At 72.0% G+C, this 25,681-nt stretch carries 24 protein-coding genes and 1 pseudogene; 8 read left to right on the forward strand and 17 right to left on the reverse strand.

Annotated elements, in window-relative coordinates; all coding sequences use genetic code 11:
- Positions 1-1,778 (reverse strand): M48 family metallopeptidase (locus ABZS66_RS45675; RefSeq protein ID WP_354769298.1); only part of this gene is annotated, 1,778 nt, incomplete at its 3' end.
- Positions 1,779-1,793: 15 nt separating this feature from the next.
- Entirely contained in the window at positions 1,794-2,408 is a 615-nt protein-coding gene (locus tag ABZS66_RS45680) for a pyridoxamine 5'-phosphate oxidase family protein (RefSeq protein WP_354769300.1), read from the reverse strand.
- Positions 2,409-2,486: 78 nt separating this feature from the next.
- On the opposite strand from ABZS66_RS45680, the gene ABZS66_RS45685 reads away from it, so the two are divergent.
- Positions 2,487-3,827, forward strand: coding sequence for an aspartate aminotransferase family protein (locus tag ABZS66_RS45685; RefSeq protein ID WP_354769302.1), 1,341 nt, complete (start codon positions 2,487-2,489; stop codon positions 3,825-3,827).
- A gap of 650 nt (positions 3,828-4,477) precedes the next feature.
- Here ABZS66_RS45685 and ABZS66_RS45690 read toward each other — a convergent pair.
- The 8 genes from ABZS66_RS45690 to ABZS66_RS45725 are packed head-to-tail and all read right to left on the reverse strand — an operon-like array spanning position 4,478 to position 12,749.
- Positions 4,478-5,611: an ABC transporter substrate-binding protein gene (locus ABZS66_RS45690; protein WP_354769304.1), complete on the reverse strand. Its 1,134-nt coding sequence runs from the start codon at positions 5,609-5,611 to the stop codon at positions 4,478-4,480.
- A gap of 21 nt (positions 5,612-5,632) precedes the next feature.
- Complete coding sequence (locus ABZS66_RS45695; protein WP_354769306.1) at positions 5,633-6,391, reverse strand: ABC transporter permease; 759 nt, start codon at positions 6,389-6,391, stop codon at positions 5,633-5,635.
- Positions 6,388-7,146, reverse strand: coding sequence for an ABC transporter ATP-binding protein (locus ABZS66_RS45700; protein ID WP_354769308.1), 759 nt, complete (start codon positions 7,144-7,146; stop codon positions 6,388-6,390). Before ABZS66_RS45700 ends, ABZS66_RS45695 begins: the two co-directional genes overlap by 4 nt.
- On the reverse strand, positions 7,143-8,003 hold the full coding sequence (locus tag ABZS66_RS45705; RefSeq protein ID WP_354769309.1) for an ABC transporter permease subunit: 861 nt from the start codon (positions 8,001-8,003) through the stop codon (positions 7,143-7,145). The genes ABZS66_RS45700 and ABZS66_RS45705 overlap by 4 nt, the downstream gene beginning before the upstream one ends.
- Positions 8,000-8,995: a TIGR03842 family LLM class F420-dependent oxidoreductase gene (locus ABZS66_RS45710; RefSeq protein WP_354769310.1), complete on the reverse strand. Its 996-nt coding sequence runs from the start codon at positions 8,993-8,995 to the stop codon at positions 8,000-8,002. Before ABZS66_RS45710 ends, ABZS66_RS45705 begins: the two co-directional genes overlap by 4 nt.
- 4 nt (positions 8,996-8,999) lie before the next feature.
- Positions 9,000-10,484 carry a CoA-acylating methylmalonate-semialdehyde dehydrogenase gene (locus tag ABZS66_RS45715; protein WP_354769324.1) on the reverse strand — a complete coding sequence of 495 codons (1,485 nt, stop codon included), beginning with the start codon at positions 10,482-10,484 and terminating at the stop codon, positions 9,000-9,002.
- A gap of 25 nt (positions 10,485-10,509) precedes the next feature.
- Entirely contained in the window at positions 10,510-11,913 is a 1,404-nt protein-coding gene (gene hydA, locus ABZS66_RS45720) for a dihydropyrimidinase (RefSeq protein ID WP_354769311.1), read from the reverse strand.
- On the reverse strand, positions 11,910-12,749 hold the full coding sequence (locus ABZS66_RS45725) for a nitrilase-related carbon-nitrogen hydrolase (RefSeq protein ID WP_354769312.1): 840 nt from the start codon (positions 12,747-12,749) through the stop codon (positions 11,910-11,912). The genes hydA and ABZS66_RS45725 overlap by 4 nt, the downstream gene beginning before the upstream one ends.
- Before the next feature lie 181 nt (positions 12,750-12,930).
- On the opposite strand from ABZS66_RS45725, the gene ABZS66_RS45730 reads away from it, so the two are divergent.
- Positions 12,931-14,322, forward strand: coding sequence for an aminotransferase class I/II-fold pyridoxal phosphate-dependent enzyme (locus ABZS66_RS45730; RefSeq protein WP_354769313.1), 1,392 nt, complete (start codon positions 12,931-12,933; stop codon positions 14,320-14,322).
- A gap of 17 nt (positions 14,323-14,339) precedes the next feature.
- Here ABZS66_RS45730 and ABZS66_RS45735 read toward each other — a convergent pair whose 3' ends face one another.
- Entirely contained in the window at positions 14,340-15,452 is a 1,113-nt protein-coding gene (locus ABZS66_RS45735) for an acetate kinase (RefSeq protein WP_354769314.1), read from the reverse strand.
- Positions 15,453-15,470: 18 nt separating this feature from the next.
- Between ABZS66_RS45735 and pta the strand changes: the two genes are divergently transcribed.
- Positions 15,471-17,501 carry a phosphate acetyltransferase gene (gene pta, locus ABZS66_RS45740; RefSeq protein ID WP_354769315.1) on the forward strand — a complete coding sequence of 677 codons (2,031 nt, stop codon included), beginning with the start codon at positions 15,471-15,473 and terminating at the stop codon, positions 17,499-17,501.
- 16 nt (positions 17,502-17,517) lie between these two features.
- Positions 17,518-17,868, forward strand: a complete 351-nt coding sequence (locus tag ABZS66_RS45745) for a VOC family protein (protein WP_354769316.1) — start codon at positions 17,518-17,520, stop codon at positions 17,866-17,868.
- 3 nt (positions 17,869-17,871) lie between these two features.
- Here the strand turns inward: ABZS66_RS45745 and ABZS66_RS45750 are convergent, their stop codons facing one another.
- Complete coding sequence (locus ABZS66_RS45750; RefSeq protein ID WP_354769317.1) at positions 17,872-18,570, reverse strand: M23 family metallopeptidase; 699 nt, start codon at positions 18,568-18,570, stop codon at positions 17,872-17,874.
- An 11-nt stretch (positions 18,571-18,581) separates the two neighbouring features.
- Positions 18,582-19,379, reverse strand: coding sequence for a helix-turn-helix domain-containing protein (locus ABZS66_RS45755; protein ID WP_354769318.1), 798 nt, complete (start codon positions 19,377-19,379; stop codon positions 18,582-18,584).
- A gap of 74 nt (positions 19,380-19,453) precedes the next feature.
- Between ABZS66_RS45755 and ABZS66_RS45760 the strand changes: the two genes are divergently transcribed.
- Both ABZS66_RS45760 and ABZS66_RS45765 read left to right on the forward strand, forming a co-directional pair.
- Entirely contained in the window at positions 19,454-20,008 is a 555-nt protein-coding gene (locus tag ABZS66_RS45760) for a TIGR03086 family metal-binding protein (RefSeq protein ID WP_354769319.1), read from the forward strand.
- Between the two features lie 204 nt (positions 20,009-20,212).
- The gene (locus ABZS66_RS45765) at positions 20,213-21,622 is read left to right on the forward strand and encodes an SDR family NAD(P)-dependent oxidoreductase (RefSeq protein ID WP_354769325.1); all 1,410 of its coding nucleotides are present in this window, start codon (positions 20,213-20,215) and stop codon (positions 21,620-21,622) included.
- 11 nt (positions 21,623-21,633) lie between these two features.
- On the opposite strand, the gene ABZS66_RS45770 is transcribed toward ABZS66_RS45765, so the two are convergent.
- Positions 21,634-22,335: a bifunctional nuclease domain-containing protein gene (locus ABZS66_RS45770; protein WP_354769320.1), complete on the reverse strand. Its 702-nt coding sequence runs from the start codon at positions 22,333-22,335 to the stop codon at positions 21,634-21,636.
- A gap of 84 nt (positions 22,336-22,419) precedes the next feature.
- Complete coding sequence (locus tag ABZS66_RS45775) at positions 22,420-23,196, reverse strand: sporulation protein (protein ID WP_354769321.1); 777 nt, start codon at positions 23,194-23,196, stop codon at positions 22,420-22,422.
- A 38-nt stretch (positions 23,197-23,234) separates the two neighbouring features.
- On the opposite strand from ABZS66_RS45775, the gene ABZS66_RS45780 reads away from it, so the two are divergent.
- Positions 23,235-23,630, forward strand: a complete 396-nt coding sequence (locus ABZS66_RS45780) for a MerR family transcriptional regulator (protein WP_238014238.1) — start codon at positions 23,235-23,237, stop codon at positions 23,628-23,630.
- 15 nt (positions 23,631-23,645) lie between these two features.
- Here ABZS66_RS45780 and ABZS66_RS45785 read toward each other — a convergent pair whose 3' ends face one another.
- Entirely contained in the window at positions 23,646-24,287 is a 642-nt protein-coding gene (locus ABZS66_RS45785; RefSeq protein WP_354769322.1) for an NAD(P)H-dependent oxidoreductase, read from the reverse strand.
- Between the two features lie 89 nt (positions 24,288-24,376).
- On the opposite strand from ABZS66_RS45785, the gene ABZS66_RS45790 reads away from it, so the two are divergent.
- Positions 24,377-24,919, forward strand: coding sequence for a MarR family winged helix-turn-helix transcriptional regulator (locus ABZS66_RS45790; protein ID WP_354769323.1), 543 nt, complete (start codon positions 24,377-24,379; stop codon positions 24,917-24,919).
- Here ABZS66_RS45790 and ABZS66_RS45795 read toward each other — a convergent pair.
- Positions 24,894-25,681, reverse strand: a pseudogene (locus ABZS66_RS45795) (hypothetical protein); the annotation flags it as partial. The gene ABZS66_RS45790 and the pseudogene ABZS66_RS45795 sit on opposite strands and share 26 nt — an antisense overlap.

Raw genomic sequence — 25,681 nt, forward strand, 5'->3', positions numbered from 1 at the left:
CGCACCCGCACGGTCGTGCCGTCGTGCAGCTGCAGCTCCCAGCGGAAGCGCAGTCTGCTCACGCGCGAAGCCCGGGCGATCTCCTCGTACGCGATGAACCGGGTGCCCGGCAGCGCGGCGACCTCCTGGGCCGTGCCCTCCTTGGTCCAGCGGTTCACCCGGAACCAGGCACTGCGGGCCTTGTACCAGCGGACCCCCGGCACGACGAGCAGGCCGTGGCTGAGCACGAGCAGGTCGGACCGCTTGCCGTCGATCTTCACCTGGCTGATCCCGGCGTAGATCTCGGCGTGTTTGGCGTTGACGACCTGCTGGACGTGCCGGGCCGCGGTGGGGTCGATGTGCAGGGCGGCGAGCCGCTGCCGGGCCTCGGCCACGGTCGCCGCCTCGGCGATGCCGGCCAGGTCCAGCTCGGCGCCGGCCCGGTCGACCAGGACGCTCGGGCCGACCCACGAGTGCCGCCAGCGGCCGGCCCCGGAGCGGACCGCGGCCAGCCGGAACATCGTCTCGAGCGGGCCGGCGATCGGGTCGCGCAGCGTCCCGTCCGGCGGCACGAGGTCGCCGAGCACCCACCCGTCGTCGATCAGCGTGAGGACGGCGTCGACGTGCGGGACGGGCTTGCCCACCTCGCGGGCGAACAGGCGCAGCCACGTGTCGGTGCGGGCCTGGAGGTCGGCGTTGGCGGTCGCGGTACGGAACTCGTCCCAGGGCAGCTCGACCAGCCCCTCGCGGGGGAAGGCCCGGGCCTGCAGCTCGCGGCCGGCGTCCCGGGCGCCGGGGACGAGCGCGGTCGCCGGGCCGGTGTCGGCGTCGACCACCGGGTCGGGGGCGGCGGCGATGGCGGCGAGCCGCTCGGCGAGCGGCGGGTGGGTGTCGTGGCGACCGGCCCGGACCGCGGCCGGCTGGGCGTGGCGCAGCGCCGACAGCTCCTCGGCGCGGACCCGCAGCAGCTCGGCGAAGCTGCCGAACACGTCCTCGGGCACGCAGCCGGCGGCGACGCCGGGCGCGAGGTACTCGCTGACGTAGAAGTCGTAGGCGGTGTCGAGGACCTCCACCTCCTTGAGCGCGCTCGCGGCCGCGTGCCGGCCGGCGACCCGCACCGCGGTGTGGTCGGCCTCGAGCTCCTGGCGCCGGCTGACCGCGTTCTGCACGGCGATGTACAGCTCGGTGTAGCCGCGGAACACCCAGCCGGCCACGTTGCCGTCGCTGATGTGCCCGACGGTGCGCACGAGCGCGAGGCGGCCGCGCTGGGAGATGCCGGCGAGGCGGGTGTGCGCCTCGGAGTAGTGGCCCAGCTCGTGGGCCAGGACCGCGCGCAGCTGGGCCACGTTCAGGGTCTGCAGCAGCGGCATGCCGATGAAGAGGTACCGCCGGCCGCCGAGCAGTCCCATCAGGCGGGACCGCTCGACGACCGCGGCGTTGACCTCCGGTACCAGGTAGATCGCATCGGGAGGGCGGGTCCCGGCGGCCTCGGCCAGCTCGCGGACCGTCGCCCACAGCCGCGGGGCGTCGTCCTCGTCGAGCTCCACGCCGGGCGGCGGGCCGTTGCCGGCACGCACCGCCTTGTACGTGCCGTAGCCGACCGCCCACACCGTGGCCAGGAACACGGCGATGCCGATCTGCGCGCCGAGCCCGCTGCCGCCGACCGTCGCGAGCCAGAACGCGAGCGCCATGCCGACGACCAGCTGGACGAACGCCAGCACGTAGAAGCCGGCGAGCATGACGATCGAGACGAATGCCCTGATCGCGACGGTCATCGCGACGTACCTCCCCCGCTGCATCGGCAGCGGAAGATATCAGGCGTAGAGACCCTTCTGGTAGCGGTCCTCCGCGTAGTAGGCCTCGAGCTCGTCCAGCGACTCCCTGGTGTCCTGGACGCTCTTGATGAGCTTCGCGTGCGTGGGCAGCGCCTCGGGCGTCCAGGTCTCCTGCTTCCACAGCTGCGAGCGCATGAACGCCTTCTGGCAGTGGAAGAAGATCGTGTCGATGTCCACCACGATCGCCAGGATCGGCCGGTGACCCTCCACGACCATGTCCTCGAACCAGGGCGCGTCGGACACGAGCCGGGCCCGGCCGTTGATCCGCAGCGTCTCGCGCCGCCCGGGGATGAGGACGAGCAGGCCGACGTGCGGGTTGGCCAGGATGTTGTGGTAGCCGTCGCCACGGCGGTTGCCGGGCCGCTCGGGGATCGCGATCGTCCGGTCGTCGATCACGTGGATGAAGCCGGGCGGGTCGCCCTTGGGCGAGACGTCGCAGTTGCCGCTCGCGTCGGACGTGCCGACGAGGACGAACGGTGCCAGCGCCAACCAGTCGCGGTCGGTCTGCTTGAGCCGGTCACGTTCCTTGGCCAACGCCCGGGGCATCGGTGACCCGAGCACTTCCTCCAGTTCTCCCACCGTGGTGATGTCCATGTGGTCAGCATAGGGCTCGTAACAAGCTGTAACAGTCGAGATATTGTCCGGCCCCACGTGTGCCATTAACGTCGGCTCATGACGGCAGATCTCACCGACGCGTACCGCGACGACCGCGCGCACGTCTTCCACTCCTGGTCGGCCCAGCGGGCCCTCGACCCGGTCGTCGTCGCCGGCGGCCTCGGCAGCACGTTCTGGGACACCGACGGCCGGCGGTACCTCGACTTCGCCTCGCAGCTCGTGAACCTCAACCTGGGCCACCAGCACCCCCGGGTGGTCGCCGCGATCCAGGAGCAGGCCGCCCAGCTGTGCACGATCGCCCCGACCTTCGGCAACGCGGCCCGCAGCACCGCGGCCCGCCTGATCGCTGCCGTCGCCCCGGGCGACCTGCAGTACGTCTTCTTCACCAACGGCGGCACGGAGGCCAACGAGCACGCCGTGCGGATGGCCCGCGGCACGACCGGCCGGCACAAGATCCTCGCGGCCTATCGCTCGTACCACGGCGCGACGAGCGGCTCGATCACGCTCACCGGCGACCCGCGGCGGTGGGCCAACGAGCCCGCGATGCCGGGCGTGGTGCGCTTCTTCGGCCCGTACCCGTACCGCTCCCCCTTCCACGCGGACTCCCCCGAGCAGGAGACCGAGCGCGCCCTGGCCCACCTGGAGGAGGTGTTCATGTTCGAGGGCCCGCAGACGATCGCCGCCGTGATCCTCGAGTCGGTGGTCGGCACCAACGGCATCCTCGTCCCGCCGCCCGGCTACCTGGAGGGCGTCCGCGCCCTCTGCGACCGCCACGGCGTCCTGCTCATCGCCGACGAGGTCATGAGCGGCTTCGGCCGCTGCGGCGAGTGGTTCGCGGTGGACCGCTGGGGCGTGGTTCCCGACCTCATCACGTTCGCGAAGGGCGTGAACTCCGGTTATGTACCCCTGGGCGGCGTGATCCTCGGCCCCCGCGTCTACGAGACGTTCGCCGACCGGCCGTTCCCCGGCGGCCTGACCTACTCCGGCCACCCCCTGGCCTGCGCCGCGGCCGTGGCGACGATCGAGGTCATGCGCGACGAGGGCATCCCCGAGCGCGTCCGCGACCTGGGCGAGCGCGTGGTCCGCCCGCGGCTGGAGAAGCTCCGCGACCGCCACCCGTCGGTCGGCGACGTGCGCGGCCTGGGCCTGTTCTGGGCGATCGAGCTGGTCCGCGACCGCGACACGAAGGAGATGCTGGTCCCGTACAACGCGTCAGGCCCGGCCGCGAAGCCGATGGCCGAGGTGGTGGCGGCCTGCAAGTCCCGCGGCGTGTGGCCCTTCACCCACTTCAACCGCCTGCACGTGGTGCCGCCGCTGGTGATCTCGGAGGCGGAGCTGCTGGAGGGCATCGACGCCATCGACGACGCCCTGGACGCGGCCGACGCCTACGCCTCCTGACGCAGCGCCGGCCGGACGTCGCCGACGCCCGGCCGGCCGCTCTTCCATGATCACGAAGACTCTTCGCACCCCTGGGTACCAGACGTTTTCGTGATCATGGAGTGCGGCTCACCACTCCCGGACCTCGGCGGGCATCTCCGGGTCGTCGTACGGGACGACGTCCTGCTCGCGTTCGGTCGGGGCCCTGGTTGCGGTCTTTGGTCGCGGGCTTGGTTGTCGGCCGGGGGTCGGTGCTGTGAGCGGCCTGCTGAGCGATGTTCGTGGTGAGCATCGATAGTGGCGCAGCCGTGTGCCGGCCCGACCAGGGCATGATCACGAAGAGTTTTAGCTCACGATGGCCATGATCCCGAAGCGTTTTGGTACCCCTGGGCACGAAAAGTCTTCGGGATCATGGCGCATCGGGCCGTGGCGCACGCCCCGACCGGGGCTCAGGGGCAAGAGCTTTACGTGATCACGACTTGCGTGGCTTCCCCTGCCGCTCCCGGACCTCGGCCGGCCGCCGCTACGGCAGTCCCTGGGCCCCGCCAACTCCACCGGCTCGGCCGCGGTGCCGGACAGCTCGATCTCCCCGGAGCCGTGCAGGACCTTCACGATCCCGCACGGTAGTGCAGGCTCGGGGCCGCGGTGGCCCCGAGCCTGCGACGGAGGGGTCAGGCGCCGCCGGCCGTCAACGTCACCGTCTTCGGGGTGAAGCCGGAGCCCTGCACGTCGATGCCGGCCGCCTTCGCGGCGTCGACGGCCTTCTGCATGTAGTCGTTGGTGTACGCCAGGCCCTCGGGCTTCTTCTTCAGGACCGTGTCGCCGACCTGGTTCTTCGTGGTCATCGAGATGTCGACCGTCTGGTTCCAGTCCTTCTCGTCGACCAGGCCGATGCCCTTGGACGAGGGCCAGATCAGCTTGTTCACCTCGTTCATCTGCCACAGCTGGTGGCTCTTGCCGAGCTTCGAGCCCTTTGCGACCACCATGTCACGGCACTCCTCCGCGTTGTCGCGGCAGTACGCCCAGCCCTTGATCGTGGCCGTCAGGAACTTGACCGTCTGGTCCTGGTAGGCCTTGTCGGAGAGCTTGGCCGTGTTCGCCCACACCGCGTCCTGCAGCATCGACGAGCCGACCGTCTTCCAGTCGATGATCGCGAAGTCCTCGGGCTTGTACAGCTGGCCGGTCGCCGGGTTCGTCGCCTCCAGCAGCTGCGCGTACTCGTTGTACGACATGGCCTGGGCCACGTCGATCTCCTTCTTGAGCAGCGCCTGCATGTCGAACTGCTGCTGGACCAGGGTCACGTCCTTGCCCGGGTCGAGGCCGGCCTTGGTCATGCCGGCGAAGAGCTCGAACTCGTTGCCGAAGCCCCAGTTGCCGACCTTCTTGCCCTTGAAGTCGGCCGGGGACTTGATGTTGCTGCTGGCGAACGCCACCTGGTAGGTGCCGGAGCGGGCGAAGATCTGGCCGACGTCGGTGATGCCGGCGCCCTGCTCGCGCGAGGCCAGCGCCTTCGGCACCCAGGCGACGGCGTAGTCGGCCTTGCCCTGCGCGAGGACGGTCTGCGGCACGATGTCCACGCCGCCCTCCAGCAGTTGGACGTCGAGACCCTGCTCCTTGTAGAAGCCCTTGTCGACGGCGGCGATGTAGCCGGCGAACTGGGCCTGGAAGAACCACTGCAACTGCAGCTTCACGGTGGTGAGACCGCCGCTGGCGGTCGGGGACGTCGACGGAGTGTCAGCGGTGCCGCAGCCGGCGAGCGCGAGGCCCGCCACAAGAGCGACGCTGACGAGGGACCTTCTTCTCATGGGGGTACCTCCGGGGAGACGCTATGAACGGGCCTTCCAGGGCATTGCCAACCGCTCCAACAGGAGCGTGGTCAGGTAGAAGACGAGCCCGAGGGCGCAGGCGCCGACCACGAACGCCCATGCCCGGGGGTATGCCGTGAACGCGGCGGCGGAGGTGATCCGCGCCCCGAGCCCGTCCTGCAGGCCGCCGAAGTACTCCGCGACGACCGCAGCGATGACCGCCAGCGACGATGCCTGTCGCAGGCCGGTGAACACGTAGGGCAGCGCGCCCGGGAGCCGGACCAGGCGGGCGAAGGTCCAGCCGCTCGCGGCGTAGCTGTCCATGAGCTCGCGGTGGGTCGGGTCGACCTCCCGCAGGCCCCGCAGCGTGTTGATGAAGACCGGGAAGAAGGCGATGATCCCGGCGACCAGCCGGCGGGGCACGCTGCTGGTCGACTCGAACATGTTGTTGAGGATCGGGGCGAGCGCGATGATCGGCAGCGCGTTGAGCACGGCCGCGAACGGCACCGAGATGTCGGCGAGCCAGGACAGGCGCGACGCGAACATCGCCACCAGCACGGCCACCACGGACCCGCCGATCAACCCCACGAGCGCGTTGGCGCCGCTGGCGAGGGCCGCGTCGAAGACGTTGGAGCGCTGCTCGACGAGCTGCTCCCAGATCGCCGAGGGCGCCGGCAGGATGAACGGCGCGATCCGGCCCAGCTTGACGGTGAGCTCCCAGCCGGTGATGGCCAGGATCCCGACCAGGACCGGCGGCAGGACCGTGCGCACGACTCTCATGCCCGCAGCGCCTTCCGGACCGTCGTGACGGCGTCGAAGAACGCCGTGGACTGCCGGGCCGCCTCGTCCCGTGAGGGCAGGTCGATGTCGATGGTCGCGGTGATCCGCCCGGGCCGGGCCGACATGACCACCACCCGGTCGGACAGGAACACGGCCTCGGAGATCGAGTGCGTGACGAAGACCGTCGAGGTGCCGGTCTTGGCGCAGATCTGCAGGAGCTCGGTCTGCAGCCGTTCCCGCGTCATCTCGTCGAGGGCACCGAAGGGCTCATCCATCAGCAGGAGGGGTGGGTGTACCGCTAACGCCCGGGCGATCGCCACCCGCTGTTGCATGCCGCCGGAGAGCTGCGCCGGGTAGTGGCCGCCGAAGTCGGACAGCCCGACGAGCGCGAGCATCTCCTCGGCCCGGGCCCGCCGCTCGGCCTTCGGCGCCTTGCGCAGCTCCAGCGGCAGCTCGACGTTGCGGCGCACGGTGCGCCACTCGAAGAGCCCGGCCTGCTGGAAGGCGATCCCGTACTCCTGCTCGCGCCGGGCCTTCGGCGCCGGTTTCCCGGCGACGGTGACCGTGCCGGCGGTCGGCTCGATGAGGTCGGCGATGAGCCGCAGGAGCGTGGACTTGCCGCAGCCGGACGGACCGATCAGGGAGACGAACTGTCCGGTGCCGACGGTCAGGTCGACGTCGGACAGCGCGGTGACCTCGTCGGCGCGACCGGCGTTGAACACCTTGCTGACGCCGGTGATCTCCACGGCCGTCATATCACGTTCACCTCGACTCGACGACGATGACGCATGAGGGGGAGCTCGAGCAGGCTCACGAACGCGGCGACGGCCAGGCCGAGCAGCGCGGCGCCGAGCATGGCGGTGTAGACCTTGGCCGGGTCGGAGGTGGCCTCCCGGCTGTACTCGATGACGAGCCGGCCGATGCCGCCGCGGGTGCCGGTGGAGATCTCCCCGACGACGGCGCCGACGACCGCGGCCGCGCCGGCCAGGCGCAGCGCGGGGAACAGGAACGGCAGCGACGCGGGCAGCCGGAGCTTGACGAACGTACGCCACCAGCCGGCGGCGTAGCTGCGCATGAGCTCGACGCCGCTGGCCGACGGCGACTGCAGGCCGCGCAGGAGCCCGACGGCGACCGGGAAGAAGGCGAGGTAGGCGGCGATCGTGGACACGGTCATCCAGTCCTGCCAGGGGTACGGGCCGAACGACAGGGCGCCGCTCCAGCCGGCCACGAGCGGCGCGAGCGCGACCAGCGGCACCGTCTGCGACAGCACCACGTAGGGCAGCAGGCCCCGCTCGACGACCCGGAAGCGCTGCATGAGCGCGGCGAGGACGAAGCCGACGAGCGCGCCGGCGGCGAACCCGGCGGCGGTGATGCCGAGGGTGAACAGGCAGGCGTCGAGCACCACGTGCCAGACCGGCCGGCCGCCGGTCAGCTCGGGCCGGGAGAGGCGCCGGACCACGTCGAGCAGGTGCGGCATCGACAGGTCGTCGGCGCGGGGCAGGATCCGGACTCCGAGGACCACGGTGCCCTCGGGGTTCCCGACCGCCTTGTACCCCTCCCAGAGGAGTACGAAGGCGGCGAGACCCGCGAGGGCAGCGATGGCTCGTCTCATGACACGACCGGAATGACTGCTTCGCCGTAGGCGGCGAGCGTGGACTCCTTCGCGTCGTGCTGCAGGTACAGGGCGAACTGGTCCACGCCGAGGTCCTTGAGCTCGGCGAGGCGCTTGAGGTGGTGCTCGACCGGGCCTAGGATGCAGAACCGGTCGACGACCTCGTCGGGGACGAAGTCGGTGTGCGTGTTGCCGGCCCGGCCGTGCTCGGCGTAGTCGTAGCCCTTGCGGCCCCTGATGTAGTCGGTCAGGACCGTGGGCACCGTGCCGTCGGCGCCGTAGCGCTCGACGATGTCGGCGACGTGGTTGCCGACCATGCCGCCGAACCACCGGGTCTGGTCCCGCATGTGGGCGAGATCGTCGCCCACGTAGGCCGGCGCGGCCACGCAGAACTTGATCGCCATCGGGTCCCGCCCGGCCTTCTCGGCGGCCTCCCGGACCGCCTTGATCATCCAGGCGGCGATGTCCGGGTCGGCGAGCTGGAGGATGTAGCCGTCGCCGACCTCGCCGGTGAGGGCGAGGGCCTTCGGCCCGTAGGCGGCGACCCAGACCTCGAGCCGGCTCTCCGGCGCCCACGCGAACTGCAGGTCGCGGTCGCGCAGGTGCACCGGGCGGCCGTTGCCGAGCTCCCGGATGACCTGCACGCACTCGCGCAGCTCGGCCAGGGTGGTCGGGCGGGAGCCGAGCACGCGCACCGCCGAGTCGCCGCGGCCGATGCCGCAGACCGTGCGGTTGCCGTACATCTCGTTGAGCGTGGCGAACAGCGACGCGGTCACCGTCCAGTCCCGGGTGCCCGGGTTGGTGACCATCGGACCGACGATCACCCGCTCGGTGTCGGCCAGGATCTTGCTGTAGATGACGAACGGCTCCTGCCACAGCACGTGCGAGTCGAAGGTCCACACGTGGCTGAACCCGGCCGCCTCGGCCTGCTTGGCCAGCTCGACCACGCCCATCGCGGGCGGGTCGCACTGCAGCACCACGCCTACGTCCATACCGTCACCGCACCTTCGGGAATCCGAGGTCGACCTGCGACGTGGCCGGGTCGGGCCAGCGCGAGGTGACGACCTTGCTGCGCGTGTAGAACTGGATGCCTTCGGGGCCGTACATGTGCAGGTCGCCGAAGAGCGAGGACTTCCAGCCGCCGAAGCTGTAGTACGCGACCGGGACCGGGATCGGGACGTTGACCCCGACCATGCCGCAGACCACGTCGTACTGGAAGCGGCGGGCCGCGCCGCCGTCGCGGGTGAAGATGGCCGTGCCGTTGCCGTACTCGTTGTCGTTGACGAGCCGCACTGCCTCGTCGTACGTCTCCGCCCGTACCACCGAGAGCACCGGCCCGAAGATCTCGTCCTTGTAGAGGGCCGAGTCGGTGCTCACCTTGTCGACGAGCGAGGCGCCGAGGAAGAAGCCGGGCCCGCTGCTGACCGGCGCGTCGCGGCCGTCGACGACGACCTCGGCGGTGCCGGGGTCGGCGAGGTAGCCGGCCACGCGGTCGCGGTGCTCGCGGGTGATGAGCGGGCCCATCTCGGCGGCCGGGTCGGAGGCCGGGCCGACCGCGATGCGGCCGATCCGCTCGGTGATCGCCGCCACGAGCGGGTCGGCGATCGCGCCCACGGCGACGACGACCGAGACGGCCATGCACCGCTCGCCCGCCGAGCCGTAGCCGGCCGACACGGCCGCGTCGGCGGCCGCGTCGACGTCGGCGTCGGGCAGCACCACCATGTGGTTCTTGGCGCCGCCGAGGGCCTGGACGCGCTTGCCGGCGCGGGTGCCGGCCTCGTACACGTGCCGGGCGATCGGGGTGGAGCCGACGAAGCTCAGCGCCTGCACGTCGGGGTGCTCGATGAGCGTGTCGACGGCCTCCCGGTCGCCCTGCACGACGTTGAACGCGCCGTCGGGCAGGCCGGCCTGGCGCAGCAGGTCGGCGAGCAGCAGCGAGACGGACGGGTCCTTCTCGCTGGGCTTGAGCACGAACGTGTTGCCGCACACCAGCGCGTTGCAGAACATCCACATCGGCACCATGGCCGGGAAGTTGAACGGGGTGATGCCGGCGACGACGCCGAGGGGCTGGCGGATCTGGTACACGTCGACGCCGGTGGACGCCTGCTCGCTGTAGCCGCCCTTGAGCAGGTGCGGCGCGCCGGTGGCGAACTCGATGTTCTCCAGGCCCCGGGCCAGCTCGCCGCCGGCGTCGGCGACGGTCTTGCCGTGCTCCTGGCTGACCAGGGTGGCGATCTCCTTGCGGTTGGCGTCGACGAGCTCGCGGAACCGGAACATCACCTCGGCGCGGCGGGACAGCGACGCGGCCCGCCACTCGGGGAAGGCGGCCAGCGCGCTGGCCACCGCCCGCTCGGTCTCGGCCTTCGTGGCGGCGGCCACGTAGGCCTGCTGCTCGCCGGTGGCCGGGTCCCACACGGGCAGCTTCCTGCCGCTCGTGCCGGACACGGCCTGGCCGTCGAGCCAGTGCTTGATCTCGCGCATATCAGGCATTTCGAAAACCCCAGGTTCAGATCAGGTAGTCGGAGAGTCCGCGGCGGACGAACTGCCCGTGGCCGGCGCGCCCGTGGTACTGGTCGCCGGAGACGATGACCGTGCCGCGGGAGATGACGGTGTCGACCTTGCCGTCGATCTCGTAGCCCTCCCACGCGGAGTGGTCCATGTTCATGTGGTGCGTCTCGACGCTGATCCGGGTGCGGGCGGACGGGTCGTAGAGCACGATGTCGGCGTCCGAGCCGGGCGCGATGATGCCCTTGCGCGGGAACAGGCCGAACATCCGGGCCGGCGTGGTCGCGATCGTCTCGACCCAGCGGGACAGCGACAGCTTGCCGTCGACGACCCCCTGGTACAGCAGGTCGACGCGGTGCTCGACGCCGCCGATCCCGTTGGGGATCTTCGAGAAGTCGCCGACGCCGAGCTCCTTCTGGTCCTTGAAGCAGAAGGGGCAGTGGTCGGTGGAGACCACCGACAGGTCGTTGCTGCGCAGGCCGCGCCACAGGTCGGCGCGGTGCGTCTCGTGCTTGCTGCGCAGCGGCGTCGAGCAGACCCACTTGGCGCCCTCGAAGCCGGGCGCGCCGAGCTGGTCCTCGAGCGTCAGGTACAGGTACTGCGGGCAGGTCTCGGCGAAGACGTTGCGCCCGAGGTCGCGGGCGGCGGCGACCTGCTCCAGGGCCTTGCTCGCGGACAGGTGCACGATGTAGAGCGGGCAGTCGGCGGCGACGCTCGCCAGCCAGATCGCGCGGCTGGTCGCCTCGGCCTCCAGGGCCTCGGGGCGGGTGATGCCGTGGTGGATCGGGTCGGTCTCGCCGCGCTCCAGGGCCTGCTTGACGAGCACGTCGATGGCCGGGCCGTTCTCGGCGTGCATCATGATCATGGCGCCGTTGTCCCGCGCCTTCTGCATCGCCCGCAGGATCTGGCCGTCGTCGCTGTAGAAGACTCCGGGGTACGCCATGAACAGCTTGAAGCTGGTGATCCCCTCGTCGGTGACGAGCTGGTCCATCGCCTTGAGCGACTCGTCGTCGACGCCGCCGAGGATCTGGTGGAACGCGTAGTCGATGTGGCAGTTGCCGGCGGCCTTGGCGTGCCAGGCGGCGAGGCCGTCCTGGACCACCTCGCCGGTGCGCTGCACCGCGAAGTCGATGATGGTCGTGGTGCCGCCGAACGCGGCCGCCTTGGTGCCCGTGTCGAACGTGTCGCTGGCGAAGGTGCCGCCGAACGGGAGCTCCATGTGCGTGTGCGCGTCGACGCCACCGGGGATGACGTACTTCCCGGTCGCGTCGATGACCTCGAAGTCACCCTCGGTCGGGCCCTGCCCCGGCGCGAAGATCGCCGAGACCTGCTCCCCGACGATGAGCACGTCGCCCGGGATGGCACCGGTGGGGCCGACGACGACGCCGCCCTTGATCAGGATCATGGCTTCACCAGCTCCCCGTAGGCGTCGGGGCGGCGGTCGCGGTAGAACGCCCAGCGGTCGCGGACCTCGGCGAGCAGGTCCAGGTCGAGGTCGCGGACGATCAGCTCCGGGTTGTGCGAGTCGCCGACCTCGCCGACGAACTTGCCCTCCGGGTCGACGAAGTAGGACGTGCCGTAGAAGTCGTTGTCCCCGAGGTCCTCGATGCCCGTGCGGTTGATCGCGCCGATGAAGTACTCGTTCGCCACAGCGCTCGCCGGTTGTTCGAGCTTCCAGAGGTACGCCGAGAGGCCGCGGGACGTCGCCGAGGGGTTGAAGACGATCTGCGCGCCGTTGAGACCCAGGGCCCGCCAGCCCTCGGGGAAGTGCCGGTCGTAGCAGATGTAGACGCCGACCTTGCCCACTGCGGTGTCGAAGACGGGGTAGCCGAGGTTGCCGGGGCGGAAGTAGAACTTCTCCCAGAAGCCCTTCACCTGCGGGATGTGGTTCTTGCGGTACTTGCCGAGGTAGCGCCCGTCGGCGTCGACCACGGCGGCGGTGTTGTACAGGACGCCCGGCTGCTCCTGCTCGTACATCGGCAGGACCATGACCATGCCCAGCTCGGCGGCGAGGGCCTGGAAGCGCTCGGTGGTGGGCCCGGGGATCGACTCGGCGTACTCGTAGTAGGCCTTGTCCTGGACCTGGCAGAAGTAGGGGCCGTAGAACAGCTCCTGGAAACAGATCACCTTCGCGCCCTGGGCGGCGGCCTGACGGGCGTAGTCCTCGTGTGCCTTGATCATCGACTCCTTGTCGCCCGTCCAGCTGGTCTGGACGATGGCGGCCCGGATGACGGCTGTCATGGCTGCCCCTCTCTGGTCAGTCCACTGTGTCCGGCGTGCGGGATACCGGCGGTTGACCTTGTCTCGGGTCGGATGCCGTAGGACACTAACGACACAAATCTAGGCGGACAATGGTCCAAGCGTTACAGAATGTTTCGGAGATGTAATTTGCTGGCGCTCACTTCTGGATGGGTCGGGGCCTGTGGCTCTTGACCTGATTGCCGGGGCCGTCGACGACCGCACCGCCCGGGGTATCGCCGCGGCCGTCAGCCGGCTCGTCACGGCCGGCACGCTGCCCGCCGGGGCCCGCCTGCCGACGGTCCGGGACGTCGCCAAGGAGCTGGGGATCAGCCCCACGACGGTGAGCGAGGCGTGGCGCAGCCTGGCCCGCGCCGGCGCGATCCAGACCCGCGGGCGCTCCGGCACGTTCGTCTCCGGCCCGTCGGTGCCGCGCCAGCGGCTGCGGTACGCGCAGCTCGGCGGCCGGGTGAGCGAGCTCGGCGGCGGGCTGGTCCGCGACTACTCCACCGGCGTGCCGGACTACGACCTGCTGCCCAGCCTCACCGAGGCGCTGCGGCGGATCGGCGACGCGCGGCTGACCACGAGCTACCTGGACGGCGCCGTGCTGCCCGGCCTGGAGGCGGTGCTGCGGGAGCGCTGGCCGTTCCCGCCCGAGCAGCTCACCGTGGTCGACGGCGCCCTCGACGCGCTCGACCGGATCACCGGCGTGGTCGTCCGCTTCGGCGACCACGTCCTGGTCGAGGACCCGGCCTTCCCGCCGATGCTCGACCTGCTGGAGTCGGTCGGCGCCACGGTGGTCGGGGTGCCGATCGACGAGCACGGCCTGCGCCCGGAGGCCCTGGCGTCCGCGCTGCGGTCGGTCGACCCGGTCGCCGTGTACCTCCAGCCGCGCGCCCACAACCCGACCGGCGCCAGCATGACCCAGGCCCGGGCCGACAAGCTGGCCCGCGTGCTGGCCAAGCACCCGTCGGTCACGATCGTCGAGGACGACCACTCCGGCGGGATCGCGACCGCGCCGCCGGTGAGCCTGGGCCGCCGGCTGCCGGACCGCACGGTCCACGTGGTGAGCTTCTCCAAGAGCCACGGCCCCGACCTGCGCCTCGCCGCGATCGGCGGCCCGGCGGCGGTGGTGACCGCGGTGACCGACCGCCGCCTGCTCGGCCCCGGCTGGTCCAGCCGCCTGCTGCAGGCCGTGCTCGTGGACCTGCTCACCGATCCGTCCACTGTGGAGCAGATCACGCACGCCCGCGACGAGTACGCCCGCCGCCGCACCGCCCTCCTGGACGCCCTGGACGCCCGCGGTGTGACCGCGACGGCCGGGGACGGGATCAACCTGTGGATGGCGGTGGCCAACCAGCAGGTGGCGATGCTGACCTTGGCCGCGCACGGGATCGCGGTGGCCCCGGGCGCGCCGTTCGAGGTGAGCCACCTGGACAGCGACCACGTGCGGGTCACGGCGGGCCTGGTCCGCGAGGGCTACGAGGAGCTGGCGGACGTCCTGGCCGAGGCCGCGGGCGCCCCGCTGCGCGGCAGCGGCCCCCGCGCGGCGACCCACCCCCGCGGCTGGCGCTGACCCACCCCGGGGGGAGGTCAGGTCAGCAGGGCCGTGACCTGTTCGGCGATCGAGAGTTCCTCGTCCGTGGGGACCACGCAGACCGCCACGCGGGCGCCGTCCGGGGAGATCACGCGGGCCTCGCGGGACGGGGACGCGTTGCGGGTCTCGTCGACCTCGATCCCCCAGCCCGACAGGCCCGCCAGGGCCGCGGCGCGGACCGGGGCCGCGTGCTCGCCCACGCCCGCCGTGAAGGCGATCGCGTCCAGGCGGCCCAGGACCGCGTGGTAGGCGCCGACGTACTTGCGGATGCGGTGGCAGTACACGTCGAAGGCCAGGGTCGCCGCCTCGTCGCCGGCGTCGCGCAGCGAAAGTACCGTGCGCATGTCGTTGACGCCGGCCAGGCCCAGCAGGCCGGACCTGCGGAGCAGGACCTCGTCCACGCCCGCGAAGTCCAGGCCGGCCACCCGGTGCAGGAAGCCGGGGACGGCCGGGTCGAGGTCACCCGATCGGGTGCCCATCACCAGGCCCTCGAGGGGTGTCAGGCCCATCGACGTCTCCACGCTGCGGCCGCCCGCGATCGCGGTCACGCTGGCGCCGTTGCCGAGGTGCAGGACGATCTGGTTGAGCGCGGCGACCGGGCGGCCCAGCAGGTCCGCGGTGCGGCCGGCGACGAAGGCGCACGAGGTACCGTGGAAGCCGTATCGGCGGATGCCGTGGCGGGCGGCCAGCTCGCGGTCCAGGGCATAGGTGGCCGCCGCGGGCGGGAGCGTCGCGTGGAACGCGGTGTCGAAGACCGCCACGTGGGGCACGTCCGGCAGGGCCGCGCGGGCCGCCTCGATGCCGATGATCCCGCCCGGGTTGTGCAGCGGCGCCAGCGGCACCAGGTCGCGCAGCGCCTCCAGCACGGCGTCGTCGACCACGGTCGGCGCCCGGAAGCGCTCGCCGCCGTGCACGACCCGGTGCCCGACCGCGGTCACGCCGGCCGCGTTCACCCGTTCGAGCACCTGCTTCAGCGCGGCGCGGTGGTCGGGCACGCCGCCCGGCTCGCCGATGCGCTCGACGAGGCCGCGCTCGCCCGCTTCCGCATCGGTGAGATCCACGACACGGTACTTCACCGAGGAGGAGCCGCTGTTGAGCACGAGGATCATGCCGTGCAGACTACTGCCGTGGCCCGAATCGTGTACCTCGTCGAGCAGGACCCCGCCAGCGGCAAGTCGGCGGTGGCCCTCGGCCTGGCCGAGCTGCTGTCGCGCGCGGTGCCGCGGCTCGGCGTGTTCCGCCCCGTTGTCCCGGCGTTTCCCGATCCGTTACTCGCACTGCTCCGGGAGCGCTACGCCATCACCCAGGGGCCGGCCGAGCTACACGGGGTGACCGCCGCCGAGGCCGCGGCGGAGCTGGCGGCGGGGCACGGCGAGGAGCTCGTCGGTGCGATCGTCGAGCGGTTCCGGGCCGTCGCGCCCGAGTTCGACGCGATGGTGGTCATCGGCACCGACGCCGACGACGACCTGTCCTTCAACGCCCGGCTCGCCAACGAGTTCGGTGCGGTGATGGTACCGGTGGTGACCGCGCCGACAGCGTCCGATGTGGACAGTGCGGCGCGGCAGGCGTACCACGCGCTCGTCGACCTCGACGTCACCGTCGCCGCCGTCATCGTGAACAAGACCGCCGGCGTCGTGCCCCCGCCGGTGCTCCCGGTCCCCTGCTACACGATCCCGCACGTGGCCACGATCGGCGCGCCGACCGTCGCCGAGGTCGCCGAGCAGCTCGGCGCCACGGTCGTCACCGCCTCCGAGGCGGCGCTCGGCCGCGACGTCCACGACTACGTCGTCGGCGCCGCCCAGGTGCCCGCCCTGCTGGACCACCTGACCGAGAACGCGCTGCTCATCACCCCCGGCGACCGGGCCGACCTGCTGATCGCGGCCGGGGCCGCGCACGCGTCGGGCCTGGTGCCCCTGGCGGGCATCGTGCTGACGATCGGCATCGCGCCCGACCCGGGGGCGCTGCGCCTCTTCGAGCGGCTCAACCCCGGCCTCGCGGTGCTGTCGGTGCCCGGCGCGAGCTACGAGACGATCGCCGCGTCGACCCGGGTCGAGCACCGGCTCGGCCTGGCCAACCCGCGCAAGGTGGAGGCCGCGCTCGGCGCGTTCGAGTCCAATGTGGACGTCGCCGCGCTCGCGTCGGCGCTGGAGCTCACCCGCTCGTCGCGCGTGACGCCGCTCATGTTCGAGTACGACCTCATCGAGCGGGCCCGCGCCGACCGGCGGCGGCTGGTGCTGCCGGAGGGCACCGAGCCGCGCATCCTGCGCGCGGCCGACATCCTGCTGCGCCGCGGGGTCGCCGACCTCACCCTGCTCGGGGCGCCCGACGCGGTCGCCGCGAAGGCCCGCGACCTCGGCGTCGACGTGTCCGGGGCCGAGGTGGTCGACCCGCTGACGTCGCCGCTGCGCGACGAGTTCGCCAAGGCGTACGCACAGGTGCGCGCGCACAGGGGCGTGACGCTCGACCTGGCCTGGGACGTGGTGGCCGACGTGTCGTACTTCGGCACGCTCATGGTGCAGCTCGGCCACGCCGACGGCATGGTGTCCGGCGCCACCCACACGACGGCGGCGACGATCCGCCCGGCGTTCGAGATCATCAAGACGGTACCGGACGTGTCGGTCGCCTCCAGCGTGTTCTTCATGCTGCTGCCCGACCGGGTGCTCGTCTACGGCGACTGCGCGGTGAACCCCGACCCGTCGGCCGAGCAGCTCGCCGACATCGCGCTGTCGTCGGCGGCGACCGCGGCCCGCTTCGGGGTGACCCCGCGGGTGGCGATGCTGTCGTACTCCACCGGCACCTCCGGCGCGGGCGCCGACGTGAACAAGGTGGCCATGGCGACCGAGCTGGTCCGGGCGCGCCGCCCCGACCTGCCGGTCGAGGGCCCCATCCAGTACGACGCGGCGATCGACCCGGCCGTGGCCGCCACGAAGCTGCCGGACAGCCCGGTGGCCGGCCAGGCGACGGTGTTCGTCTTCCCCGACCTCAACACCGGCAACAACACCTACAAGGCGGTCCAGCGGTCGGCCGGCGCGGTGGCCGTCGGCCCGGTGATGCAGGGCCTGAACAAGCCGGTGAACGACCTGTCCCGCGGCGCGACCGTGAAGGACATCGTGAACACGGTCGCCATCACCGCGATCCAAGCGGGTTCGGGCGGATAAGGGCAAGATTGGGAACATGACCGCGCGTTTGAACACCGTCGTCCTCGACACGCCTGACCCGCACACGCTGGCCCGGTTCTACTCGGAGCTGCTGGACCTGCCCATCACGCGGGTCGACGGCGACTGGATCGACATCGGCGACGGCACGACGAAACTCAGCTTCCAGCACGCCCCGAACTACCGCCCGCCGCAGTGGCCGGACCCGAACTTCCCGCAGCAGCTGCACCTCGACATCCGGGTCGACGACATCGACGCCGCCGAGGCCAAGGTGCTGCGGATGGGCGCCCAGCTGCTGTCGACGAAGGAGGCGGGCTTCCGGGTGTACAGCGACCCGGCCGGCCACCCGTTCTGCCTGGAATACGAGTAGGGGCTAGGGGAAGACCGTCGGCTTGGTCGGGCAGCCGTTCTTCTGCTGCCACGACTCGAGCTCGCCGACCGGGGACTTCTCCTTGCCGGCCTTCCAGGCGTCGAGGTACGGCCAGGGCCAGATCACGCCCCGGCGGGTCCACCAGTCGCCCGTCCGCTGGCAGGCCGGCGAGATGCCGAAGTGGATGTGGCAGGCGCTGGCGTCGCCGGTCCGGCCGACCTTGGCGACCGGCTGGCCGGCCGTGACCGCGGCGCCGGCCTCGATGCCCTGGTCGATGCTGGAGAAGTGCGACATGTAATACCGCGCGCCGTCGTGGCCGAGGATCGACACGGACAGGCCGCCGCGGGTCGCACCGTCGTTCGTCTTCCTGTTCCAGGTGTCGACCCGGGCGACCTCGAGCACGGTGCCGTCGACCGGCGACACGGCGACCAGGCCACAGTTCGCGATGATGTCGCTGGCCGGGTAGTCGTGGTGCTCCTTCGAGTACGACCCCTTGCCCTGCAGCGGGAACGCGTGCTTGACGGCCTTCGGCGCGGCGCTGGTGGCCGCCGGGCTCGGCGAGGCGGTGTCCTGGGACTGGACCTGACGCCCGGGCGACTCGACGGTCGAGGTGGCGGCGGCCGGGGTATCGGCGGGGTCGCCACCGCAGCCGGCCGCCCCGACGACGACGAGCAGCACGACACCCAGCAGGCGGGTACGCATCGTCAGCCACCCTACCCCGGTGCCTCGTAGCGGGCCGCGTAGGTGGTCGGCGGCTCCCCGAACATCGCCGTGAAGTCCCGGGTCAGGTGGGCCTGGTCGACGTACCCCAGGTCGGCCGCCAGTCCGGCCCAGTCGACGTCCGGCCCCCGCCCGGTCAGGTGTTCGGTCACCTCGTGCAGCCGGTACCGCCGGATGAGCCACTTCGGCGAAACCCCCACGTGCTCGGCGAACAGCCGCTGCAGCCGCCGGGGGTGCACGCCGCAGTGCGCGGCGACCAGGTCGACCCGGCGCAGCCCGCTCGACGTGCGGATGTCGTCGACCCACGCCGCGACCTGGTCACCGACCGGGTCGGGCCCGGGCCGGGCGCCGCGCAGGAAGGACTCGACCGCGGCGACGGCGACCCCGACCCCGTCCACGCCGGGGTCGGGCACGAGCCGGGGCGGGTCGAACACCTCGGACGCCGGCAGCGCCCGGTCGGTGAGGTCGGCGACCGGCCGGTCGAGGAAGCGGCGGAAGGCCCCGGGCCGGAACACGACGCCGAAGCGCGCCCCGGTGCCCTCCAGCGTGAACACCACCCGCCCCCGCGGGACGCCCCGCACGAGCGCCGGGCCGTCGTCCGCGAACGTCAGCTGGACGCTCGGCTGCGGGACGATGAGCTGCCGGTACGGCGGCTGGCCGCGCAGGTCCCACCGCGCCCACCAGTAGCGCGCGACGACCGGGGCCAGGTCGGGGGCGGGCGCAGCGAACCCGAAGCGCTGGAACGCGGCCCAGGCGCCGCCGACCTCGCGGCTGTCCCGCACCTCCGGCATCCGGCCAGGTTATCCGTGCTGTCCGTCGCGTTTGTCCAAGACCGCGGCCCGGCGGCTGCCCTACGGTTCGCGGCATGGACATGTACCTGCTGCCGGGCCCCGCCGTCGTGGTGATCCGCACGCTCGCCGCCGACCTGACCGAGGACGACCTGGCGGCCCCGACGCCGTGCGCGGGCTGGGACGTGCGGGCGCTGACCGGGCACCTCCTGCACTGGGGCCCGTCGCTGGAGGGCGCGGCCCGCAAGGAGACGGTGCCGCCCGGGGCCGTCGCCGGCCTGACGCCGGCCGGTCAGCTCGACCGCCTGGCCGAGGCGTGGTCGGCGCCGGCGGCGTGGGAGGGCGAGACGCACATGGCGGGCCCGGCCCCGCTGCCCGCAGACGTGGTGGGCGGCATGGTCCTCGGCGAGCTCGTGGTGCACGGCTGGGACCTGGCGCGCGCCCTGGGCCGCTCCGCCGAGTGGGACGAGGACCTGGTGGAGGTGGTGTACCGCGAGTCGGCGCGCATGGCCGACCAGGGCCGCGCGATGGGCGTGTACGGCCCCGAGGTCCAGGTGCCGGACGCCGCTCCCCGGCTGGCCCGCCTCCTGGCCCTGACCGGCCGCGACCCGGGCTGGGCGGCCCCGGCCTGACGAGCTCCGCGCGGTACTTGCCGGGTGGCAAAGGCGCCGGGCGGGCCCGTTCCGTTTTTCGCGTACAGTTCCGGGGTGACCCCGCACGACTCGGCCGCCCTCGCCGACCAGCACGACCTGCCCGGCATCGATCTCGGCCGGTCCTTCGGCGACCCGGCCGACGCCCGCACCGCGGCCGAGCCGACCGGCATCGACCCGGAGCGGATGGCCATCTGCCTCGCCGTCTTCGAGGAGCTCTCGGAGCTGGCGCCCGACCACCCCGACGTGCTGCGGGTGCGGCGAGCCACCTCACACCTGTACAAGCAGGTCAAGCGGCAGCGGCGCAGCGACAAGCGGGCCGCCGTCACCGAGGCGGACCGGGTCGTCACCGAGGCCACCGCCACCGGCGCGCCCGGGCGGATCGACGACGAGACGCTGGGGATCGCGCTGGTGTCGCCGACGATCGGGGCGACCGCCGGGCGGCTCAGGCGGCCCCGGTCCTGCTACACGTGCAAGAACCGCTACGTCGACGTCGACGCCTTCTACCACCAGCTCTGCCCCGACTGCGCCAGGCTCAACCGGGAGCGCCGGGACGCCCGGACCGACCTCACCGGCCGGCGGGCGCTGCTCACCGGCGGCCGGGCGAAGATCGGCATGTACATCGCGCTGCGGCTGCTGCGCGACGGCGCGCACACGACCATCACCACCCGGTTCCCGAACGACGCGGTGCGGCGCTTCTCGGCCATGCCGGACAGCGCCGACTGGCTGCACCGGCTGCGGATCGTCGGCATCGACCTGCGCGACCCGGCGCAGGTGTCGGCGCTGGCCGACGACGTGGCCGCGCAGGGGCCGCTCGACATCCTCATCAACAACGCGGCGCAGACCGTGAAGCGCGCCCCCGGGTCGTACTCGCACCTGGTCGCCGCCGAGTCGGCGCCGCTCACGCTCGACGGGCCGCTGCCCGAGATGGTGACCTTCCACAAGGCGCCGCACGCCCACGACGCCCCGGCCGAGCTGGTGGGGCCGGCGCCGACGCTGATCCCGCCGGACGCGCTCACCGCGCTCGCGCTGACCAGCCGCAACGCGACGCCCGAGCGGATCGCGGCGCTGACCGCGATCGACGCCGGCGGGCTGGTGCCCGACCTCGCGTCCTCGAACAGCTGGGTGCAGATGGTGCACGAGGTCGACCCGCTGGAGCTGCTGGAAGTCCAGCTGTGCAACGTGACGGCGCCGTTCATCCTGGTCAGCCGCCTGCGCCCGGCGATGGCCGCGGCGAGCGCCCGCCGGAAGTACGTCGTCAACGTCAGCGCGATGGAGGGGCAGTTCAGCCGCCGCTACAAGGGGCCCGGCCACCCGCACACGAACATGGCCAAGGCGGCGCTCAACATGCTGACCCGCACCGCCGCCGAGGAGATGCTCCAGGCCGACGGCATCCTCATGACGGCCGTCGACACGGGCTGGATCACCGACGAGCGGCCGCACCCGACGAAGATGCGGCTGCACGAGGAGGGCTTCCACGCCCCGCTCGACCTCGCCGACGGCGCGGCGCGGGTCTACGACCCGATCGTGCGCGGCGAGCTGGGCGAGGACCTCTTCGGCTGTTTCCTGAAGGACTACAGCCCGTCGCCCTGGTGAGGCGCCGGTGACTACCGCAGCTGGTAGACGAGCGTGAACTTGCCGACCTGGACCTCGTCGCCGTCGTTGAGGGTCACGCTCTTGACCCGCTCGCCGTTGACGTAGGTGCCGTTGAGGCTGCCCATGTCGAGCGTCGAATAGCCGACGCCGCCCGTGTTGCGGTGGAACTCGACGTGCTTGCGGCTCACCGTGTTGTCGTCGAGGACGATCTGGTTGGCGGAGTCGCGGCCGCAGCGCACGATGTCGCCGTCGAGGGCGAACTCGGCGCCGGCCTCGGCACCCTTGCGGATCAGCAGCGTGGCCCGGCCCGACGGGAGCTTCTCCATGTGGGCGGTCAGGTCGAGCGCCTGGGTCGGCCCCTCGGGCGCGGCGACGGCCGCGCTGGCCAGCAGCTCCTCGGAGGTCACGATCGGCACGCGCAGGTGGCGGGCCAGCGCGATCGCCTCCAGCGGCGCGGCCGGCACGCGGAACCCGTCACCGAGCACCAGGTTGAACGGGCCCTGCGGCGCGGTGACCTCGACGGCCCGCAGCGGCACGCGCAGCGTGTGCAGCACCCGCTGCAGCAGCTCGGCGCTGATCGGCTCGTCCAGGTTGCGGGGGCCGCCCTCGACGGGCAGCTGGATGTGCCGGCCGGAGGCTTCCTCCTTGAGCAGGACCATCGGGCGGCTCTGCCAGGTCTGGGCCCGCACACCCACCACGACAAGCTCTCGCATGCCCGCCTCCCGCGTCCGACGTCAGTGTTGTGCGCTAACGGTACCGCGCCGATCCATCGACGGACCCGGCCGGTTCAGGGTAGGTCAGGCCCATCCGCGACGGCTTTGCGCCGTTTGTCGCATCCATCCGTCGACCTCACGGATCCAGTCGACCGCCTGAGCCTGCGCGTGACCGATCTTGAACCGGCCGATCGCGTCGTGGCCGCCGCGCCGTTTGTCCAGCTCGATGATGACCTCCATGCCGTGCGGGTCGGTCACGAAGGTGACCTCGACCTCGGTCACGACGCCCTGGTACTGCGGCGCCGCCCAGAACTCGATCTCCTGGTAGAACGGCAGGGTCTGGCGCACGCCGTAGATGAACCCGCGCTCCAGGTCGGCCGTCTTGAAGCGGAACCCGAGCTCGACGAAGCCGGCGAGCACCCCGGCCTGGGCGGGCAGCGGGTGCACGTTGATCGGGTCGAGGTCGCCCTTGTCGACCGCGCGGGCCACCTCCAGCTCGGTGCGCAGGCCCATGGCCATGCCGGGGAGGCGCTGCCCGTACAGGTGCGTGATCGGGGTCTCCCACGGCACCGGCAGCTGGAACGGGACGGCGTGCTGCATCCCGGGCGCGAGCCGGAACCCGCCGGTGAGCTGCTGCTTCTGGAACGCGACGGTCGAGTCGTACTCGCCGTCCGAGGTCTCCACCTCGACCCTGGTGACCAGCTCGACCACGATGCGCTCGACCTCGACCTCGTGCTCGCCACCGGCGAACAGCACCTGGCCGGCGAGCAGTTCGCCGGGTCGCACGTCGGGGGTGCGCAGCTGGGTGTCGACGGTCGGCCCGCCGACACCGAGGGCCCGCCGGAGGCTCTTGAACACCATGGCGGGCACACTAACACGTGGCACTGTAGGGTTAGCCGGTGTCGAGACTGCTTCGGATCGGTGAGCTGGCGAATCTGTCCGGTGTATCCACCCGTACTGTCGACTTCTACACCGGCCTCGGGTTGATCGAGGCGGCCCAGCGCACCGCCGGCAACTTCCGGCTCTACGACCCCTCGTGCGTCGACCGCATCGCGGCCATCAAGGTGCTGGAAGCCAACGGCGTCAGCCTGTCCGACATGGCCGGGGCCCTCCAGCGCGGCGCCGGCGACCTCGCGGTGCAGCTCTCCCAGGTGCAGGGCGACCTGGAGGCGCTCCAGCAGGCGGCCGCGCACGCCGGCCCGGCCGCCCACCAGCTGCTGCTCGCGCTCACCGCGCGGCTGCAGTCCCTCATCGCGACGGCGCTGGACCTCACCAACAACCTGCCGCCGCTGTAGCGCTGCTGCGGTGCGCTATGCGCGGACCATCTCCGCGACCCGCAGCCCGTGGGCGGCGGCCGACTCGTGGCCGGTGCGCAGCGACTCGGCGGCGAGCCCGCGCAGCGGCGCCATCGCCGGGTTCACGTCGGCCAGGGTCAGCTCCGCCTCGGCGACGTGCAGGTCGAGCTTGTAGACGTCGGCGAGGATCCGCTTGAGGTACGGCGCGTTGTGGTCCCAGCCCTCCTTGGGCGCGCCCGGCCCGTAGCCGCCGCCCCGGCTCATCGCCAGCACGGCAGGGCGCCCGGCGATGTGCGACTCCTCCCCGGTCCGCAGCCCCTGGTGCATCCCGAGCAGGTCGAACCAGGTCTTCACGTGGGCCGGGACGCCCCAGTTGTACAGCGGGACCGCGAACACGTAGGCATCCGCGGCGAGCAGTTCGTCGCCCAGCTCCTGCACCAGCGCCGCAGCGTCCGGGTGCTCCGGGGCCGACGGGTCGAACTGCCGGCGGGCCAGGGCCGGCCACGCGTCCGACGGCAGCGGGTGCAGGCCCAGGTCGCGCCGGGTGACCGCGGCGCCGGGGTGCTCGGCCAGCCAGGCCTGCTCGGCGGTGTCGGCGAGCGCGCGGCTCACCGAGCCGGCGGTGCGGACGCTGGCGTCGAGACGGAAGAGATGCATGCTGTCGTACCTCCTGTAGCGGCTTCACAGAAATTCTGCTTGGCAGAACATCTTTCAGCAAGAGGGAGTGAGCTGCGTATCATTACCGCATGACGCAGGCGCCGGAGACCCCGGCACATACCACCGGCGATCTCAGCTCCGACCTGGGCTGGGCACTGGGCGTGGTGCTGCGCGGCTACGCCAAGGGCGCGCAGCACGTGATGGAGAACCTCCCCGGCGGACCCCGGGGCTACCAGATCCTCACCGCGGCCGTCGCCGGCACGGCCTGCACGCAGCTCGCGCTGGCCAACCAGCTGGGCATCGACCGCACGGTGATGACCTACCTGCTCGACGACCTGGAGAAGGCCGGGCTCATCGAGCGCCAGCCGGATCCGGCCGACCGCCGGGCCCGCCGGATCCTGGCCACCGAGCAGGGCCGGGCCACGATGTGCGACCTGCAGCGCAAGCTGCACGACGTCGAGGAGCGCGTGCTCACGGCCCTCGACGAGCCGGACCGCACGGGGTTCCGCGACCTGCTGCGCCGGGTGGCGACGCGCCTCGACGAGCACGACCCGCTCGCCGACGCCTGCGCCCCGATCGAGGAGTTCGCGCGCGTGGAGCCGGCCGTCAGGGCGCGTCGCCGACGCGCTTGATGCGGTATTCCAGGGTGAGGAACGGCAGGCCGAAGAGCGCGAAGGCGTGGTCGGCGCGCAGCTCACCGTCGCGGACGTAGACGTCGAGTTCCTCCGTGAACCCGTGCACCGCGAGGGTGGTGAGGTCGCGGCCGTCGGGGTCGACGTAGCTGAGGTAGTGCCCGGTCTGCCCGTCGCCGCCCTTGCTGGTGAGCTTGAGCCCGCCGCCGTCGCGCTGCCTGGGCGCGAGCGTGGCGGTGAAGTTGGCCTGCGGCAGCGGGAACCCGACACTGACGTAGCCGCGGCCCTCGTGCCGGTAGGTGGTGTAGATCCCGACGTACATCGCCTCGCCGGTCTCGGCGAAGCTGCGGATCCATCCGCGCGTCGACACGATGTCGCTGCCCGGCTCGCTGATCGTGTCGATCCGGCTGCGGATGCCGCGCTGGGCCTCGCGCTGGTTCATCGGCACGTTGGCCTGCCCGAGCGGCCGGGCCACCAGCGTGCGGTAGAGCAGGTACCCCGGCCGCACCCAGGTCCGCCAGCGCGGCACGATGTCGAGCGAGAACCGGGTGGTGTGCTCGTAGAACTCCCGCACGTCGGGGTGCACACCGGCTGGGTCGAAGTCGGGCCCCTCCAGCGCGTCGAGGCTCGCGACGATCCCGACGTCCGGGGCCGCCTCCCGGTAGACGCCGCCGGTGGCCTCGGCCAGCTCCTTGACGTAGCCGGTGCCGACGTATCGCGTGCGGGCCTCCAGGGGTACCACGAACGGCAGCTGCTCGGCCG

The organism is Dactylosporangium sp. NPDC005572, from assembly GCF_040605515.1.
Taxonomy (GTDB): Bacteria; Actinomycetota; Actinomycetes; order Mycobacteriales; family Micromonosporaceae; genus Dactylosporangium.